This window comes from Akkermansia biwaensis (genome assembly GCF_026072915.1).
GTDB classification, from domain to species: Bacteria; Verrucomicrobiota; Verrucomicrobiia; order Verrucomicrobiales; family Akkermansiaceae; genus Akkermansia; species Akkermansia biwaensis.
Genome location: NZ_AP025943.1, coordinates 692,943 through 706,657, shown reverse-complemented (window position 1 = coordinate 706,657; position 13,715 = coordinate 692,943). Strand labels below are relative to the sequence as shown.

Annotated in this window: 16 protein-coding genes; 9 read left to right on the top strand and 7 right to left on the bottom strand. The window is 56.7% G+C overall.

Annotated elements, in window-relative coordinates; genetic code table 11:
* Nucleotides 1–3: 3 nt before the first annotated feature.
* Together galB and OQH67_RS02820 are read right to left on the bottom strand one after the other, a co-directional pair.
* The gene (gene galB, locus OQH67_RS02825) at nucleotides 4–2,964 is read right to left on the bottom strand and encodes a beta-galactosidase GalB (RefSeq protein ID WP_215437045.1); all 2,961 of its coding nucleotides are present in this window, start codon (nucleotides 2,962–2,964) and stop codon (nucleotides 4–6) included.
* A 299-nt stretch (nucleotides 2,965–3,263) separates the two neighbouring features.
* Nucleotides 3,264–4,385 carry a peptidylprolyl isomerase gene (locus OQH67_RS02820; protein WP_215437042.1) on the bottom strand — a complete coding sequence of 374 codons (1,122 nt, stop codon included), beginning with the start codon at nucleotides 4,383–4,385 and terminating at the stop codon, nucleotides 3,264–3,266.
* A gap of 186 nt (nucleotides 4,386–4,571) precedes the next feature.
* Here OQH67_RS02820 and OQH67_RS02815 point away from each other — a divergent pair, with 186 nt between their 5' ends.
* Genes OQH67_RS02815 through OQH67_RS02795 form a run of 5 tightly spaced genes read left to right on the top strand, consistent with a single transcriptional unit; the run spans nucleotide 4,572 to nucleotide 7,471 of the window.
* The gene (locus tag OQH67_RS02815) at nucleotides 4,572–5,303 is read left to right on the top strand and encodes a UbiA family prenyltransferase (RefSeq protein ID WP_215437031.1); all 732 of its coding nucleotides are present in this window, start codon (nucleotides 4,572–4,574) and stop codon (nucleotides 5,301–5,303) included.
* Between the two features lie 55 nt (nucleotides 5,304–5,358).
* Entirely contained in the window at nucleotides 5,359–6,009 is a 651-nt protein-coding gene (locus OQH67_RS02810) for a MotA/TolQ/ExbB proton channel family protein (protein WP_215437028.1), read from the top strand.
* 25 nt (nucleotides 6,010–6,034) lie between these two features.
* Nucleotides 6,035–6,469: a hypothetical protein gene (locus OQH67_RS02805; protein ID WP_215437018.1), complete on the top strand. Its 435-nt coding sequence runs from the start codon at nucleotides 6,035–6,037 to the stop codon at nucleotides 6,467–6,469.
* Nucleotides 6,470–6,488: 19 nt separating this feature from the next.
* Nucleotides 6,489–7,256 (top strand): hypothetical protein, encoded by a 768-nt coding sequence (locus OQH67_RS02800; RefSeq protein ID WP_215437015.1) that lies wholly within the window; start codon nucleotides 6,489–6,491, stop codon nucleotides 7,254–7,256.
* On the top strand, nucleotides 7,253–7,471 hold the full coding sequence (locus tag OQH67_RS02795) for a hypothetical protein (RefSeq protein ID WP_215437013.1): 219 nt from the start codon (nucleotides 7,253–7,255) through the stop codon (nucleotides 7,469–7,471). Before OQH67_RS02800 ends, OQH67_RS02795 begins: the two co-directional genes overlap by 4 nt.
* A 26-nt stretch (nucleotides 7,472–7,497) precedes the next feature.
* On the opposite strand, the gene OQH67_RS02790 is transcribed toward OQH67_RS02795, so the two are convergent.
* The 4 genes from OQH67_RS02790 to OQH67_RS02775 all read right to left on the bottom strand — a co-directional run bounded on the left by OQH67_RS02790 (nucleotide 7,498) and on the right by OQH67_RS02775 (nucleotide 9,338).
* The gene (locus tag OQH67_RS02790; RefSeq protein ID WP_215437010.1) at nucleotides 7,498–7,938 is read right to left on the bottom strand and encodes a hypothetical protein; all 441 of its coding nucleotides are present in this window, start codon (nucleotides 7,936–7,938) and stop codon (nucleotides 7,498–7,500) included.
* Between the two features lie 13 nt (nucleotides 7,939–7,951).
* A complete protein-coding gene (locus OQH67_RS02785) occupies nucleotides 7,952–8,215 on the bottom strand; it encodes a hypothetical protein (protein WP_067570818.1) in 264 nt (87 codons plus the stop codon).
* A gap of 78 nt (nucleotides 8,216–8,293) precedes the next feature.
* Nucleotides 8,294–8,899 carry a hypothetical protein gene (locus tag OQH67_RS02780; RefSeq protein ID WP_215437008.1) on the bottom strand — a complete coding sequence of 202 codons (606 nt, stop codon included), beginning with the start codon at nucleotides 8,897–8,899 and terminating at the stop codon, nucleotides 8,294–8,296.
* Nucleotides 8,900–9,005: 106 nt separating this feature from the next.
* On the bottom strand, nucleotides 9,006–9,338 hold the full coding sequence (locus tag OQH67_RS02775; protein WP_256150996.1) for an HU family DNA-binding protein: 333 nt from the start codon (nucleotides 9,336–9,338) through the stop codon (nucleotides 9,006–9,008).
* A 167-nt stretch (nucleotides 9,339–9,505) separates the two neighbouring features.
* On the opposite strand from OQH67_RS02775, the gene rnhC reads away from it, so the two are divergent.
* Nucleotides 9,506–10,408, top strand: a complete 903-nt coding sequence (rnhC, locus tag OQH67_RS02770) for a ribonuclease HIII (protein ID WP_215437005.1) — start codon at nucleotides 9,506–9,508, stop codon at nucleotides 10,406–10,408.
* A gap of 1 nt (nucleotide 10,409) precedes the next feature.
* Here the strand turns inward: rnhC and OQH67_RS02765 are convergent, their stop codons facing one another.
* Entirely contained in the window at nucleotides 10,410–10,928 is a 519-nt protein-coding gene (locus tag OQH67_RS02765; protein WP_215437002.1) for a septal ring lytic transglycosylase RlpA family protein, read from the bottom strand.
* 214 nt (nucleotides 10,929–11,142) lie between these two features.
* On the opposite strand from OQH67_RS02765, the gene OQH67_RS02760 reads away from it, so the two are divergent.
* The 3 genes from OQH67_RS02760 to tgt all read left to right on the top strand — a co-directional run bounded on the left by OQH67_RS02760 (nucleotide 11,143) and on the right by tgt (nucleotide 13,715).
* Nucleotides 11,143–11,865, top strand: a complete 723-nt coding sequence (locus OQH67_RS02760; protein ID WP_067570813.1) for an NUDIX hydrolase — start codon at nucleotides 11,143–11,145, stop codon at nucleotides 11,863–11,865.
* Nucleotides 11,866–11,979: 114 nt separating this feature from the next.
* Nucleotides 11,980–12,570 (top strand): tRNA (guanine(46)-N(7))-methyltransferase TrmB, encoded by a 591-nt coding sequence (gene trmB / locus OQH67_RS02755; RefSeq protein WP_215436999.1) that lies wholly within the window; start codon nucleotides 11,980–11,982, stop codon nucleotides 12,568–12,570.
* A gap of 11 nt (nucleotides 12,571–12,581) precedes the next feature.
* A complete protein-coding gene (gene tgt, locus OQH67_RS02750) occupies nucleotides 12,582–13,715 on the top strand; it encodes a tRNA guanosine(34) transglycosylase Tgt (protein ID WP_215436994.1) in 1,134 nt (377 codons plus the stop codon).

The window sequence follows — 13,715 nt, the reverse complement described above, 5'->3', positions numbered from 1 at the left end:
TCCTTATTTGACCGTTACGGTCGTCTGGGCAGGTTTGAGACCGTTGGAGATGACCTGGAGGGTCGCCTTGCCGGATTCTCCCTTGCGGGAGCGCAGAATGACCTGGGCAAGGCCGTTAAAGGCCTTGATTTTCAGAATATTCTTGTTTTCCGGATTGGCCATGGTGGTGAAGTCCGTCGGGTCTCCGTTGCAGATGCCGGCAATTTCCACAGGGCCGGTGACCTTGAAGGTGAGCATGTTTTTGCTGCGCGGAACCATGCGGCCCTGGGCGTCCCGGACGGCAACGGTGACATAGGAGAGGTCGTAGCCGTCTCCGTTGATTTCATTGCGGTCCGGCTTCAGGGTAAGGGCCGCCGGTTTTCCGGTGGTGGTTACCGTGTCCGTAGCCCACACCTTGCCGTCCTTTTTGGCGACTACCTTGAGGGTGCCGGGCGTATATTTTACGTCTTCCCACACGAGGCGGTAGCGGTCTTTTTCGCCCTTGCCCTTTTTGCGGACTCCCAGGGATTTGCCGTTCAGGAAGAGTTCCGCTTCATCTCCGCTGGTGTAAACGTGCACGGGCGTGATTTCACCCTTGCGTTCCGGCCAGTTCCAGTGGGGCAGGATGTGGGCCATCTTGACGTCCGGCCTCCATTTTGCCTGGTAGATGTAGAAGCGGTCCTTCTTGAAGCCGCACAAGTCCACAATGCCGAAGTAGGAGCTGCGGGAAGGCGCGCGGTTGCCCAGCTTTTTGAGTTCCGCCATCATTTTTTCCCGTTCGGGTCCTTCAGGCACGTTCAGGGCGTTGGTAGCGTCCAGGTTGTAGGGAGTGGGTTCGCCGAGGTAGTCGAAGCCCGTCCATACGTATTCCCCCGCGCTGTTGGGGTTGTCGTCCTGGGCGGCGAATTCCACGTCCGGACGGTATGCCCAGCCGGGGGCGTACAGGTCGTAGGAGCTGACTTGGTAGAGGAAGAATCCCTTGCTCTTGTTCCAGTCCACGGGGAAGAAGTATTCTCCGCGCGTACTGACACAGGAGGAGGTTTCACTGGCGTAGAAGGGCTGGTCCGGCCGGTCCTTGGAGAAGGCCTTGTATGCCCAGGGCTTGTAGTTGTAGCCGTACACGTCCAGAGTGTCCGCAAACCCGTTCCGGGCGGCGCCTGCGTCATTGCAGCCTGCCGTTACCTTGCGGGTGGGGTCTTCCCGGTGGAAGAGGTCCGTCAGGGTCTGGGAAACGTGGTGCAGGCTCTTGTTGCCCTGTTCCGGCACTTCGTTGCCCGTGCTCCATGCAATGACGCTGGGATGGTTGCGGTCCCGGTGGCAGAAGTTGACCAGATCGCGTTCGTGCCATTCGTCAAAGTAGTTGTGGTAGTCCTGTCCCTTTTTGGCGCTGTGCCACATGTCAAAGAGCTCGTCGATAACCAGTATTCCCATTTTGTCGCACAAGTCCAGAACTTCCGGAGCGGGCGGGTTGTGGGAGGTGCGGATGGAGTTGACGCCCATTTCCTTCAGGATTTCAATCTGGCGTTCATAGCCGCGCGTGTGGGCGGCCCCGCCCAGCGGTCCCAGGTCGTGGTGCTGGCAGACGCCGTTGAGCTGGACGCGCTCGCCATTGAGATAGAATCCGGTGGGCTTCCATTCGATGGTGCGTACGCCGAAGTTCGTGAATTTCTGATCAATGATTTTGTCCCCCACCTTGACGATTGTTTTCATCTTGTAGAGATGGGGAGCCTTGAGCGTCCACAGAGTGGGATTTTTGAGCGTGAGCGTGCTGGTGACCTTGCCTTTTTCTCCGGCGGGAATGGCTTCCCCCTTGGTGGTGACGGAGGCCACTACCTTGTTTCCGTCCAGGATCTCTTCCGTGACGGTGGGGGTGACGGGCTGTTCCGTGGTGTTTTTCACCGTGGTGTCCACTTCCACCTTGGCTGCGGATTTGGTGATTTCCGGAGTTTTGACGAAGACGCCCCAGTGCTCAATGTGAACGGGGTTGGATTCCGTCAGCCATACATGGCGGTGAATGCCCCCGCCCGGATACCAGCGGGAGGAGTTGGGGGGATTGTCCACCCTGACGGCAATGGAATTTTTCTGGCCGAATTTCAGGAAGGGGGTGATGTCCACGCGGAAGGAACCGTAGCCGTATTTCCATTCTCCGGCGAGTTCTCCGTTCACATAGATTTTCGGGCGTGACATTACGCCGTCAAAGTCCAGATAGAATTGGTTGCCCTTGGCGTCTGCGGGAATTTCCAGCGTTTTGCGGTACCAGCCGATGCCTACCCATGGGAGCTTGCCAGTTTCATTGGGAAGGTCCATGCGGTAAGGGCCTTCAATACCCCAGTCATGCGGCAGGTTCAGGGACCGCCAGTTCTTGTCGTTGAAGCCGGGGCTGGAAGGGGTGTCGGCCTTGCCTCCATTAGGGGCCTGGGGACGGATGGTTTCTCCCTTGGCGTCGGTAAAGGTGATTTCACGGATACTGGCCCAGTTGCTCTGGTTGTTGCCTGTAGCGGTAACGCGGAAGTAACGGGCCTTGCCGCTTTTGTTTTCCACCGTGTCGTCCTTGCTGTTGTTCTGGCCGGAGGTTTTGTCCTCAATGGTCGTCCAGCGTTTCCCGTCGCTGGAGCTTTCCAGCTTGAAAAGGTGGTTATTCTGCTTTTCCCACAGAATGTTGATGTTTTTTACATCTACGGGGCGCCCCATGTCTACGGTCAGTTTTTCTCCGCTTTTGCCGCCGTCGGCGCACCAGCGGGTGGACTTGTCTCCATCTACGGCATTGTCGGCCGGGTTGCCGGCTTCTTCACTCGTTGCCGTGGCGAATCCCAGGGCTTTTCCCGGTTCCGGCAGGGTGCTGCCGTCCGGCATTTTGCCGAAGCGGGCGAATTTCCAGTTCCAGTCCAGGCTCTCCGTTTTGGTGGCATCCAGGGGAGCGCCCATCAGGGTGGCGATGCTGAATGCCGTCAGGCAGAGGGTCGTACGTGTAATGTTGGCGAACATATCCCCCTTATTACGACTGTAATTCCGCGATCTTGCAAGAATTTTATTCGGCAAGGCTCCGTTTGTTTGTGCGGAATGCGCATGGAGTTGACGTATCCGGCGGGATGACGGAGGCCGTCCGTTCCGTTATATATAAGGCATCTTTCCGGGAGCGGATGACATGGGAGAGCTTCCGGAAAGTATGAGGAGGCTGCATGAAAAAGGGCCTCTTTACTGAATGAGAAAGAGATAAGAGGACAGAACAGGGGAGGTAGAATGCCGGGCCGGCCGTTGTAGCCGGCCCGGCAAAGGGGAAAAGGTCAGATGTACACCTTGACGATGGCTTTTTTTCTGAGACGGTCCACCCATTTTTTATAGCGCTCATTGCTGCGCTTGTTGCGCGCCATCATGTCGATTTGCTCCTTGATGGCGGAGAGAGGGGGCGGAGGCGCCAGTTCCTTTTTTTCCACCATCACAATGGTAAAGCCGGTGGCGTCCACCAGCGGGCCGATGATTTCCCCGGGCTGGGCTCCAAAGATGATGGCGGCAAATTCAGGAGAAAGGGTGGAACGTTCCGTAATGGGCCAGTCGCCGCCCTTTTCCGCGTACATGTCCTTGGAATAGCGGGTGGCCATTTCCGGGAAGGTCGCTTTTTTGGCCCTTATTTCATTGGCGATGAGGTCGGCCAGATTGAATTGGACTTCCGGCGTGGAGGTGGAGTCGTTGCCGAGCATGGGGATAAAGATTTTCTTGAATTTGACCTTGTCCTTGGTCAGGTCCCGGTACTGTTCCTTGGTAGCTTCATATTCCTTCCGGAGCTCTTCGGGGGTGGGCGGGATTTCCTGGTCGTATTTGGAAGCGCGCATGATTTGGACCTGAAGCTGGTTTTTCGTCATTTCCCGGAAGGATCTGATGGTCATGCCGGACATGCTCAGATTTTTCAAAAAGGCGTCACGGTCTCCATTGAACGTGGTCAGGATGGTACGGTTGATTTCCTGGTCGATCAGGGAATCGCGGATGACGCCGCCCATGCCTTCGAATTCGTTGCGCAGCAGTTCGCGTTCCACCAGGTCTTCAATGATGTTTTTCTTGGCCAGGGCAAGCTGCTTGTAGAATTCCGGCCCCTGCTTGGGATACTGGGCCGCCAGCTGGGCGCCGATGGGCATCAGCCGGACGCTGACCTCGTTGGCCGTGATGGGACGTCCGTTGACCGTAGCGGCTATCCGGTTGACGATGCGCTGGGGCCTGAGGCGGGAAACGGGAGCTTCATCCGGCGAAACGCGCCTGGATTCGTCCGGACGGACGGTTCCCCCACCGCTTTCCCCTCCACGAAGCTGGACGGACCTGGGCAGGGTCGCTCCGGGGTCCACCACGCTTTGGCCTTGGGCGGCCAGGGTCATGGTGCAAATGAGAAGCGTCTGGATATGGGTCCTGATATTCATGAATATGTGGGAAAGGCTTGAATGCGTCCGAATCATAGGAAACAGATATGTGAATACAATACATTTCTGGGTATGTATAGTGGCTGTATCATGGCAGCCGACCGGTTCCAGGCAGCCCCCCCGGCGCGGTCCTTACCTGCTGACTGTGGATATGCTTGGTGGCTGCCTGTTTTCCATATAAAGTAAATGCCGATGCACGAATGCCGTTTATTGAGCGGGGTAGTCCGTTCCGCCCGTCCGGCCAATATTCCCACCCTGTTTACGAATGCGGCGGCGGCATGGGCCGCCGTAGCGGGGGGAGAATGGCCGCCGCCCGTCATTTATCTGGGCGTGGTGTTGACGGGGCTGTTCTTTTATTTGTACGGCATGTGGGAGAATGACCGGGTGGACGCCCGCTGGGATGCCAGCCGGTATCCGGACCGTCCCGTTCCGTGCGGGGCTGTCAGCACGTCCTTTTTAAGGGCGATTGCCTTGATGGCCGGATTGGCCGGTTTGGTGCTGAATATGCTGCTGGGCGGGGAGTTTGCCGTGGGAGCCCTCCTGCTGATCGTTATTTCCCTGTACAATATGTTTCACAAGTTCTGGAGCGGCTCCATCCTGCTGATGGGGCTTTGCCGCGGGTTGTGGGTGACGGCCGCGGGGCTGGTTTTTTCCTATGCGGAGGGCAGCGCCATTCTTCCGAATGCCGTGTTGTGGTATGCTGTGGGGCTGGCCGTGTTCACCTGCGTGATTTCCCTCGTGGCGCGGCGTGAGGCGGGACGGCCGCGTGTTCAGGCCGCCGTGGGGCTGTTGTTGTCAGGCATGTGCCTGTTTGATGCGGCATGGCTGTTTTTCTTCGGTTCCTGGCTGGGAGCAGGGGCTGTCGTATTGTGGGCCGGAACGCGGCTTTTACAGAAACGGGGCGTGCGCGCCACATAGGTTTGGATTGAAATGACAGGAAAAATGTGCATGATTTGACGGGAGAAAGTGGGTTATGAGTGAATTGATCATCAAGATAGGACCGTTGTTCTGGGTATTGAGCCTGCTGGCCGTGTACGGCCTGGCGGTTGTGGCGGAACGCATTTTGTATTTCCACAGGATTCAGATCAATACGGGGGATTTTTTAAGGGGCATTTCCAGGCTGGTGAACGCCGGCAGTGTGGATGAAGCTAGGCATGAAGCGTCCATTCTGCCCGGTCCCGGGGCTCGCGTCGTCTCTTCCGTTCTGGCCCATTCCGGTCTGGAACGCCAGGAACTGCGCACGGTGGCGGAGGATTCCGTGCAGATGGAGGTGTTCCAGATTGAAAAGAATATCCGCGGGCTGCTAGTGGTGGCTACGGTTAGTCCGCTGGTAGGGGTGCTGGGAACCATTCAGGGATTGATCGGATTTTATTCACAGCCCGGATTGCTGGAAGGGAAGGCTCCGACCCTGGCCATGTCTGACGCCGTGTTCCAGGCCTTGCTGAGTTCCGCCCTTGGGCTGAGCATCGCGATTCCCGCCTATTTGTTTTATTGCTATCTGGCTTCCCGCGCCCGTCAGGTGGTCCATTCCCTGGAACGGGCCGGAACAGAGGCCGTCTGCCTGGTATGCGACGCCCGCCAGAGGCGCGAGAACGGGGAACGCATGGGCGGCAGGGAAGCCTGAGAAAGTTTAAAGGAGACGGACAGACGTGCAGATCAAAACCCGTTCAACATTGCCCACCGGGGCGTTTTTCCTGCAGGTGACCGTTCTGCTGGATCTGGTGATCCTTGTGTGCGTGCTGACGGTGATGACCTCCCGCGTGGGGATGGAGTACGGTTATGAGGTGAAGGCTCCTGCCTCCGGGTTCCTGATGAATATCGTAGGGGATGTGGAGTTTATTTCCGTTACGGCCGGAGAGCAGCCGTCCTTTTATCTCGGAAACCGGCTGATTGAAGGAGGATTATCCGGAGTGGCCGCGGAACTGGACCGGATTGCCCGCAGCCACGGAGCGGACGGAAGTGACCGCATGAGCATCGCCCTGCGGCTTGATTCCTCCGTTTCCCACGGTCTGAGGGAGCAGCTTGAGAATATGGTGCTGTCCAGGGGAATGAAATGCTATATTGCCACTGAACCAGCAGACTGACTGCTTTTCTTCCCTCCGCATGAAGCTGAACAAAAAGAGCCGGGCCAAGATTTTCGACCTTCATCTGGGGTTGACATTCGACTGGCGTGAGACCGGCATTCTGCGCTGGCGGATTTTGTTATGGATGCTGTTTTTCGGCGTTTGCCTGTCGGCTGCCGCGGTGTTTGTAGATGTTGACGTTCCCGGCGTCCGGAGGCGTGCGAACCAGACGGCGGCTGTCATTTTGTTCCCTGCGGACAATCCCCGCCTGCATCAGTATGTGCTCCGCAATACTCCTCTGCCTGTAAGAGGGCCGGTGTGGGCTGATCCCGTGACGGCGGGCCCCATTGGGGAAACGGGCGTGACGCTACCCTCTCTCAGCTCGTCGGATACCCCTCTGGAGTTTCTCCCTCCCGTTCCGTTGCCGACCGTGGCGGACCAGGTGTGGCGCATGTGGCAGTATCCGGATTTTCATATTCTTTCCATGATGAATCCGTCTTTGGACGTTTCCGGCACATGCGTTCCTTATTTGTCTTTTTATTCTCCGGGCCTGGATGGCCGGATCGTGACGTCCGGCGCCCTGGACGGCTTTGCCAGAAGCGAAGACCATACCGGTCTGAGAAGCGAGTTTTTTGTGGTTGTAGACGAGTGGGGCGTTCCTTCCCAGGTGCTTTTGCTGGATTCTTCTGGGAGTTCCGGCGCGGATGATTCCGCCATGAGGTTTGTCCGCTCCCTGCGCTGGGTTCCTTCTGCGGAGCCGCGCAGCGGCACCATGTCCATAGAATGGAAGGAGGCGGAAGAGTCATGAACATGTCTGTTCAGGATTTTCTGACGCGCCTGTTTCTGTTCGCCTGCGGCGGTTTTGCCGCCGTGGTGTTTGCATGCCTTGTGACGGGGTATATACGTTCTTTCCTGGAGAGACGCCGCAAGGTTCAGTGCCGCATATGCGGATACCGGTTTTACGCCACGCCGGATAACAGCCATGCGGAATGCCCGCATTGCGGCGCGGCTAACAGGCGCTGAGGGCGTTTGTGTCTGAAAGCGCGGTATTAATAGATCCGCAGGGATTCTTCATCAATGGGCAGGGAATCCATGCCCAGGTCTTCCGCCCCGTGCGTTCCCATTTCCTCCCGCACGTAGATGACGTCCACCCGGCTGCTTTTGCCTTCTCCGGAGCGGTAGCGGATGCGCGGCTCCCTGATGACGACGGTATTGCCGCCCATGGCGGCGGCTTCCTTGGTGAAGTAGTTGATTAACTCCTTGTCATCCATGGAAACATGGACAATGCGGCCGTCCGGGCCGTCAAAGTGCCCCACGTTGGTATATTCCCCCATGGGATATTCGTCAATGACCAGAACCTCGTTCTGGTGAATAGGGGTGCGGGGCGCACCGGATGTTACGGGCGTCCAGGCATTGGGTCCTGTTGAGGGGGAGCAGGCTGTAATCAGACTTGTCAGGCAGAAGCCCAGGCTGAAAAGAGGCGCTTTCATGATTGTCCTGCCGTTAATAATCGGCAGGAGGTACAAAAATGCAACGGTAAACTTCGTTGCCGTCGTGAAAGATTTGCACCATGACACGGTCCGGCGTTCTTTTCACGCAGTAAAAGTCGTGTTCCTCGGGAATAGGCGGCGCATAGCGGCGGGAGGAACGGCGCGCAAAGACATGCTGGCGGAATACTCCCACAACGGCATGATTGCTCATCTTGACAATGGTGTAGTAATCGCTGGTAGGCAGGGTAATGGAAGGCGGAACGTCTTTGGCACTCACGGGAGGGAGTATAGATGGCTGCTGAAAATAAAGTCGAACCTGAAATGTGGCATGGGATCACGTCCTGTACGTTTTCCCCTAGTCCGTCCGTCCCATCATTTCCCTGGTTTCCTGGATAGTGTGCGCCTGCGCTTCCCGGATGCTCATCATGGAAGGCTGTTCAAAACTTTTCCGCCTGGCGTCAATGTCTCTGTTGATTTCATGGCTGAATTGTTTGTCCGCCTCTTTCCAGGTGCGTCCCTGGATTTCCGCTTTGCGCGTGGCGTATTGCTTGGAGGCGTCCTGCCAGGAGCGAGTGTTCACCCCCTTGGCGTGGGCGATGAAGTCCGGGACTTCCGTTTTCCCGTCCATGAAGGATTTGGCGCCATCCCATTTTTTTGTTTCAAATCTGGTTCCCGCACCGTCAAACTGTTTTTTCTCAAATCCGGAGGTTTCAAAGGCTTTTTTCTCAACGGAGGAGATTTCCCCGCCGTATCTGCGGCCTTCAAAAGAGCTTCGTTTCTCGGAAACCATCTTCATTTCTCCGTCTTTATCCTTTTGCACGGAAAAGCCGCCGGCAAACCGGTCCATCAGGTCCATGGATTTTTGATCCCTGGTTTCCAGACTGTTGGTGACGGTGCGCTCGGTAGCGCAGGAGCAAAGCCCTGCAGCAGCAATCAGGCAGAGATGTGTTATCCGGAACATGCTCACGTTCCCATTTTCCTGATTGGGAGGAAAATTGCAAACAAAAAGGCGTCTTCATCGTGAGGATGAAGGCGCCCGGAGTAATTTGTCTTTCCCTGTGCCGGGTTTATTTGGAAGCGGTCAGCTTGGCGACTTGGTCTTTCAATTCCTTGCCAACTTTGAATTTGACGACGGAACGGGCCGGAATCGGTACATCCTGGTCAGGGTTCTTGGGGTTGCGGCCCACTTTGGGCTTTACTTCCTTTACCTGGAAGGTGCCGAAGTTGCGGATCACAACACGGTCTCCTTCTGCAAGAGTGCTGGAGATAATGTCCACGGCACGCTGTACGATGTCGAACACTTCAATCTGAGTGAAGTTCGTTTCGGCGCTGATCTTGTTAACGAGGTCTCGTTTTGTTAATGTTTTAGCCATATGAAGTGCAGAATGATATGAATGTATGAGTTTTATAGTTCACGGGGGCTGATTTGTCTCCTAAAAAATCACAGAATCCGTGGCATGCTTGATTTTTGCGTATTCAACTGCGTGATGCAGGGAATTTGCTTGACCCGCCTTGTTTGCATGCTTCCATTATTGTCCCCCGGATATCCGGAGCAGAGAAAAAGCGTATGCGCACCACCTTTACAACCATGCTGACTGACGTCCAGGCCGGAAAATTGGAAGCCATTCTTGACGCAAAGGGCTTTGAAAGGGGGCAGGTGCCCTATGCCCGTTTTTCCTTTTCCGGTCCTTCCCTCCTGGTGACGGTATATGAAAAAAAGAATAAGCTTCTCGTGCAAGGAAAAGGGACGGATGAGTTTGTCGAATTCATCCTGGAGCCGCAGGTAACGGGGCTACTGTCCGCCCCGGAGGAAGAGGAGGGAGAAGTGTGTCCGGCCCACTTCGGCATTGACGAGAGCGGCAAGGGCGACTATTTCGGCCCGCTGGTGATCGCCGGGGTGTATGCGGACGCGCGCATCGGGGCGGCTTTGCGGAAACTGGGCGTATGCGACAGCAAGCTGGTATCTACTTCTTCCCGGATTCGCTCTCTGGCGGAGGGAATCCGCAAGGTTCCGGACATCCGGTTCCATTTGGTGAGCATCGGGCCGGAACGCTACAATCAGCTTTATCCCGAATTCAAGAATTTAAACCGTTTTCTGGCCTGGGGGCATGCCACTGTCATTGAAGGCCTGGTGGGGAAGGTGCCGGACTGCCCGATGGCGCTGAGCGACCAGTTCGCCAATCCGTTTGTCCTGAAAAGGGCGCTGGCCGCCAAGAAGCTGGCCATCCGGCTGGAACAGCGAACCAAGGCTGAGAGCGACGTTGCGGTGGCCGCCGCTTCCATTCTGGCGCGTGAACGCTTCGTAAACTGGATGGATGCTGCGGGAGAGGCCGCCGGAATGAAGCTGCCGCTCGGCGCATCCGGCCAGGTGGTGAAGGCAGCCCGCCAGCTTGTGGCCACGCATGGGGAAGAGATGCTGCCGAAGGTGGCCAAGATGCATTTCAAGACCACGCAGTCTGTCTTGAAGTGATTCAGGCGGGTGTGGCTAGGGGAGGTGCTTCCCGTTTCCATTTGCCGTCCCCTACGGACAGGACGGTAATTCTTACCTTGTCCAGGCCGTGATGTTTCATGTCCAGGTGCTCGGCGGCTTTCTCACTCAGGTCAATGATGCGGTTCCTGACGAACGGCCCCCGGTCGTTGACGCGGACTTTGACGGATTTTCCGGTGCGCAGGGATTGTACAAGTACTTCGCAGGGCAGGGGGAGGGTGGGATGAGCCGCGTGCAGGTGCCAGGGCCGGACGTTTTCCCCGATGGCCGTCGATCCGCTGACAAGGCCCCACAGGGCGCACTCATTATAGTGGGAGGCGATACCCGTTTGCTCGAATCCCAGGGCCTGTTCCACGCTCATGGGGTGGTAGCGGTGGCCCCGTATGGTGTATGGGCGCGTCATGTAGCCGGGATAGTCCCGGCTTTTGGGAGAGGATGAACAGGCGGCCAGCCATAAGAGCCCCGCCAGCATGGCCGTTCCCCGGATGATGCCCGTGTGCATGGTGTATTTATACGGAAAGAACATTGGGAAATGCAAGCTGCCGCTGTGTTTTTCCCTTTTTTGCAGGCGTTATGCCACCGGAGGGGCGGCTCCGTCTTTCCGGGCCTGGCCCTTGGCTTCGGGATGCTCTTGTTAGTTGATTTGGGTTGACTTGGTTTACATGCTTGCGTAGCTTCGGAGGCGTTGTTGGCAACTTACTACAATAGATTATATAATGAACAGACAAGCATTTTATCCGCATCTCTCAGTGGATTGTGTGTTGATTGGGTTCGACGAGGAAGGGCTGAAAATCCTCCTGGTCGAAAAAACGCATGTTGAATCTGGGCATACGGGAGCCATTTCCAAGCTTCCCGGGGATTTGATTTATGAAGACGAGGAGCTTGACGCGGCTGCCCGCCGCATCCTTTTTGACATGACTGGCATGTCTTCTCCCCATTTGGAGCAATTCCATACGTTCGGATCTCCTTCGCGGATCAAGAACCCGGCGGACAGGGAATGGGTGGAAGCCACGTCCGGACGGAAGATCGGCCGGCTGGTGACGGTGGCCTATATGGCGATGCTGAGGATTTCCACCAAGCTGCGCAAGCTGATGGAGAGCCACAAGACCAGGTGGGTGCCCGTGGATGACCTGCCGGAGCTGGCTTTTGACCACCGTGATATCATTGAACTGGCCCTGGAAAGGATACGTTCCGCCGTGAAGAAGGAGCCGGCTCTGATTTACGACATGCTGCCTTCCAAGTTTACCGCTCTCCAGCTCCGGAGGCTGAATGAGGAGATTCACGGCAAGTCCATGGACGTGCGCAATTTCCATAAGAAAATAGCCGCCAGGCCGTACATTGTGCAGCTGGACGAAAAGGAGGAAGGCGTAGCGCACCGCGCGGCGCGCTATTACCGGTTTGACCGTAAAATTTACAACCGCCTTTACTGCCGGAACTGACGCCGGGCTGTTCGGGCACACTCTTTAGAGCTCCCTTGCGCCATGTTACGGAGGGAGCTCTTCTCATTTGACAGAGTCCGGTTTGTAACGCATCTTATGCGCACGTTGATTCCCATGACAGAGCCTGCATTTATTCCGGAAGACTATTTTAGCGCGCTGGCCCCCTCCGAGATTTTCGGGGAAGACGGTCTGTTCGAGGTGGACTTGGGGTGCGGGGACGGAGGTTTTCTTCTTCAGATGGCGGCACATTATCCGGAACGCCGTTTTCTGGGTATTGAGAGATTGCTGGGACGGGTGCGGGGCGTGTGTTCCAGAGCGGCGTCCCGCGGCCTGGATAACGTGAAGGTATGCCGGGTGGAAAGCCGTTATTTTCTGGAATGGCTGCTACGGCCGGGCTGGATTTCCAGGCTGCATTATTTGTTTCCGGACCCCTGGCCGAAGGAGAGGCACCATAAGAACCGCCTGATACAGGATGATTTCATGCCCGTGCTGCACCGTTCCCTTGCGGACGGCGGGGAGTTCCTGTTCAAGACGGACCATGAGGAATACTTCCTGTGGGTGCTGGACCGCGCGGAACGCAGCGGCCTGTTCCGCCGCGGGAATTGGGAGGAAGGGGATTTCTTTTATCCGAAAACGGATTTTCAGCTTCAATGGGAATCCATGGGCAAGCCTACCTACTTCGCCCGTTTCATCAAACGCCAGTAAGCCTGATTTTCATGCCTTTTACTCTTTATCAGAAAGATTTGTCCACGGACGCGCGCCTGGGTACGCTTGAATTGCCGCATGGCCGGGTGCAGACACCTATTTTCATGCCCGTAGGTACGCAGGGTTCCGTGAAAACGCTGCATCCCCAGGATTTGGAAAGCCTGGGCGCGCAAATTATCCTGGGGAATACGTATCATTTGTCTCTCCGTCCCGGTTCCGGATTGATCAGGGAAATGGGGGGGCTGCATCGTTTTTCTTCCTGGAACCGTCCCATTCTGACGGATTCCGGGGGGTTCCAAGTCTGGTCGCTGGCGAAGCTCCGCAAGATTACGGAGGAGGGCGTGCGTTTCCAGAATCATCTGGACGGCGCGTACATGATGCTTAGTCCGGAACGCTCCATGGAGATACAGGCGGATCTGGGAAGCGATATTGCCATGCTTTTTGACGAATGCCCTCCCTACCCCTGTGACCGGAAGTATGCAGAAAGCTCCCTGGGCTACACGCTCCGCTGGGCGAGGCGATGCAAGACATGGGTGCAGGAACACCAGCCCTGTTCCGGGGAAGGGCGGCAGCACCACTTCGGCATTGTTCAAGGGTCCGTGTACGCGGATTTGAGAAAACGGTGCGCGGAGGAACTGGCGGCCATGGATTTTGACGGCTATGCGATAGGAGGCGTTTCCGTGGGTGAGCCGGAAGAGGAGATGCTCCGGGCTATTGACCATTCCGTCCCCTGGCTGCCGGAGGACAAGCCCCGTTATGCGATGGGGCTGGGCACGCCTCCCCAGCTTCTGGAGATGATTGCCCGCGGCGTGGACATGTTCGACTGCGTGATGCCTACCCGCCTGGCGCGCCACGGCGTGGCCCTGACGCCGGACGGCCCCATGCATATCAAGAACCAGCGCTGGGCCGCGGACATGCGCCCCATCGACCCGAAAGGGCATCCGCATGTCACACAATTCTCACGGGCTTACGTGCGCCATCTCTTCAAAGCGGGGGAGATACTCGCTTTAAGGTTGCTTTCTTTCCAGAATCTGGAATTCTATCTCCGGCTTATGGCTCAAGCGCGTGAGGCCATAGCCGCCGGCACGTTCGGCTCCTTCAAGGATTCATTCATCGCGCGGTATCAAGCAAACGACATTTTATGA

Coding starts and splice junctions, on each gene's coding strand:
- OQH67_RS02765 (WP_215437002.1), bottom strand. CDS start 10,928: ATGCACACGGGCATCATCCGGGGAACGGCCATGCTGGCGGGGCTCTTA.
- OQH67_RS02780 (WP_215437008.1), bottom strand. CDS start 8,899: ATGTTCCGGATAACACATCTCTGCCTGATTGCTGCTGCAGGGCTTTGC.
- rnhC (WP_215437005.1), top strand. CDS start 9,506: ATGCGCACCACCTTTACAACCATGCTGACTGACGTCCAGGCCGGAAAA.
- trmB (WP_215436999.1), top strand. CDS start 11,980: ATGACAGAGCCTGCATTTATTCCGGAAGACTATTTTAGCGCGCTGGCC.
- galB (WP_215437045.1), bottom strand. CDS start 2,964: ATGTTCGCCAACATTACACGTACGACCCTCTGCCTGACGGCATTCAGC.
- OQH67_RS02820 (WP_215437042.1), bottom strand. CDS start 4,385: ATGAATATCAGGACCCATATCCAGACGCTTCTCATTTGCACCATGACC.
- OQH67_RS02760 (WP_067570813.1), top strand. CDS start 11,143: ATGAACAGACAAGCATTTTATCCGCATCTCTCAGTGGATTGTGTGTTG.
- OQH67_RS02810 (WP_215437028.1), top strand. CDS start 5,359: ATGAGTGAATTGATCATCAAGATAGGACCGTTGTTCTGGGTATTGAGC.
- OQH67_RS02790 (WP_215437010.1), bottom strand. CDS start 7,938: ATGAAAGCGCCTCTTTTCAGCCTGGGCTTCTGCCTGACAAGTCTGATT.
- OQH67_RS02815 (WP_215437031.1), top strand. CDS start 4,572: ATGCCGATGCACGAATGCCGTTTATTGAGCGGGGTAGTCCGTTCCGCC.
- OQH67_RS02800 (WP_215437015.1), top strand. CDS start 6,489: ATGAAGCTGAACAAAAAGAGCCGGGCCAAGATTTTCGACCTTCATCTG.
- OQH67_RS02795 (WP_215437013.1), top strand. CDS start 7,253: ATGAACATGTCTGTTCAGGATTTTCTGACGCGCCTGTTTCTGTTCGCC.
- tgt (WP_215436994.1), top strand. CDS start 12,582: ATGCCTTTTACTCTTTATCAGAAAGATTTGTCCACGGACGCGCGCCTG.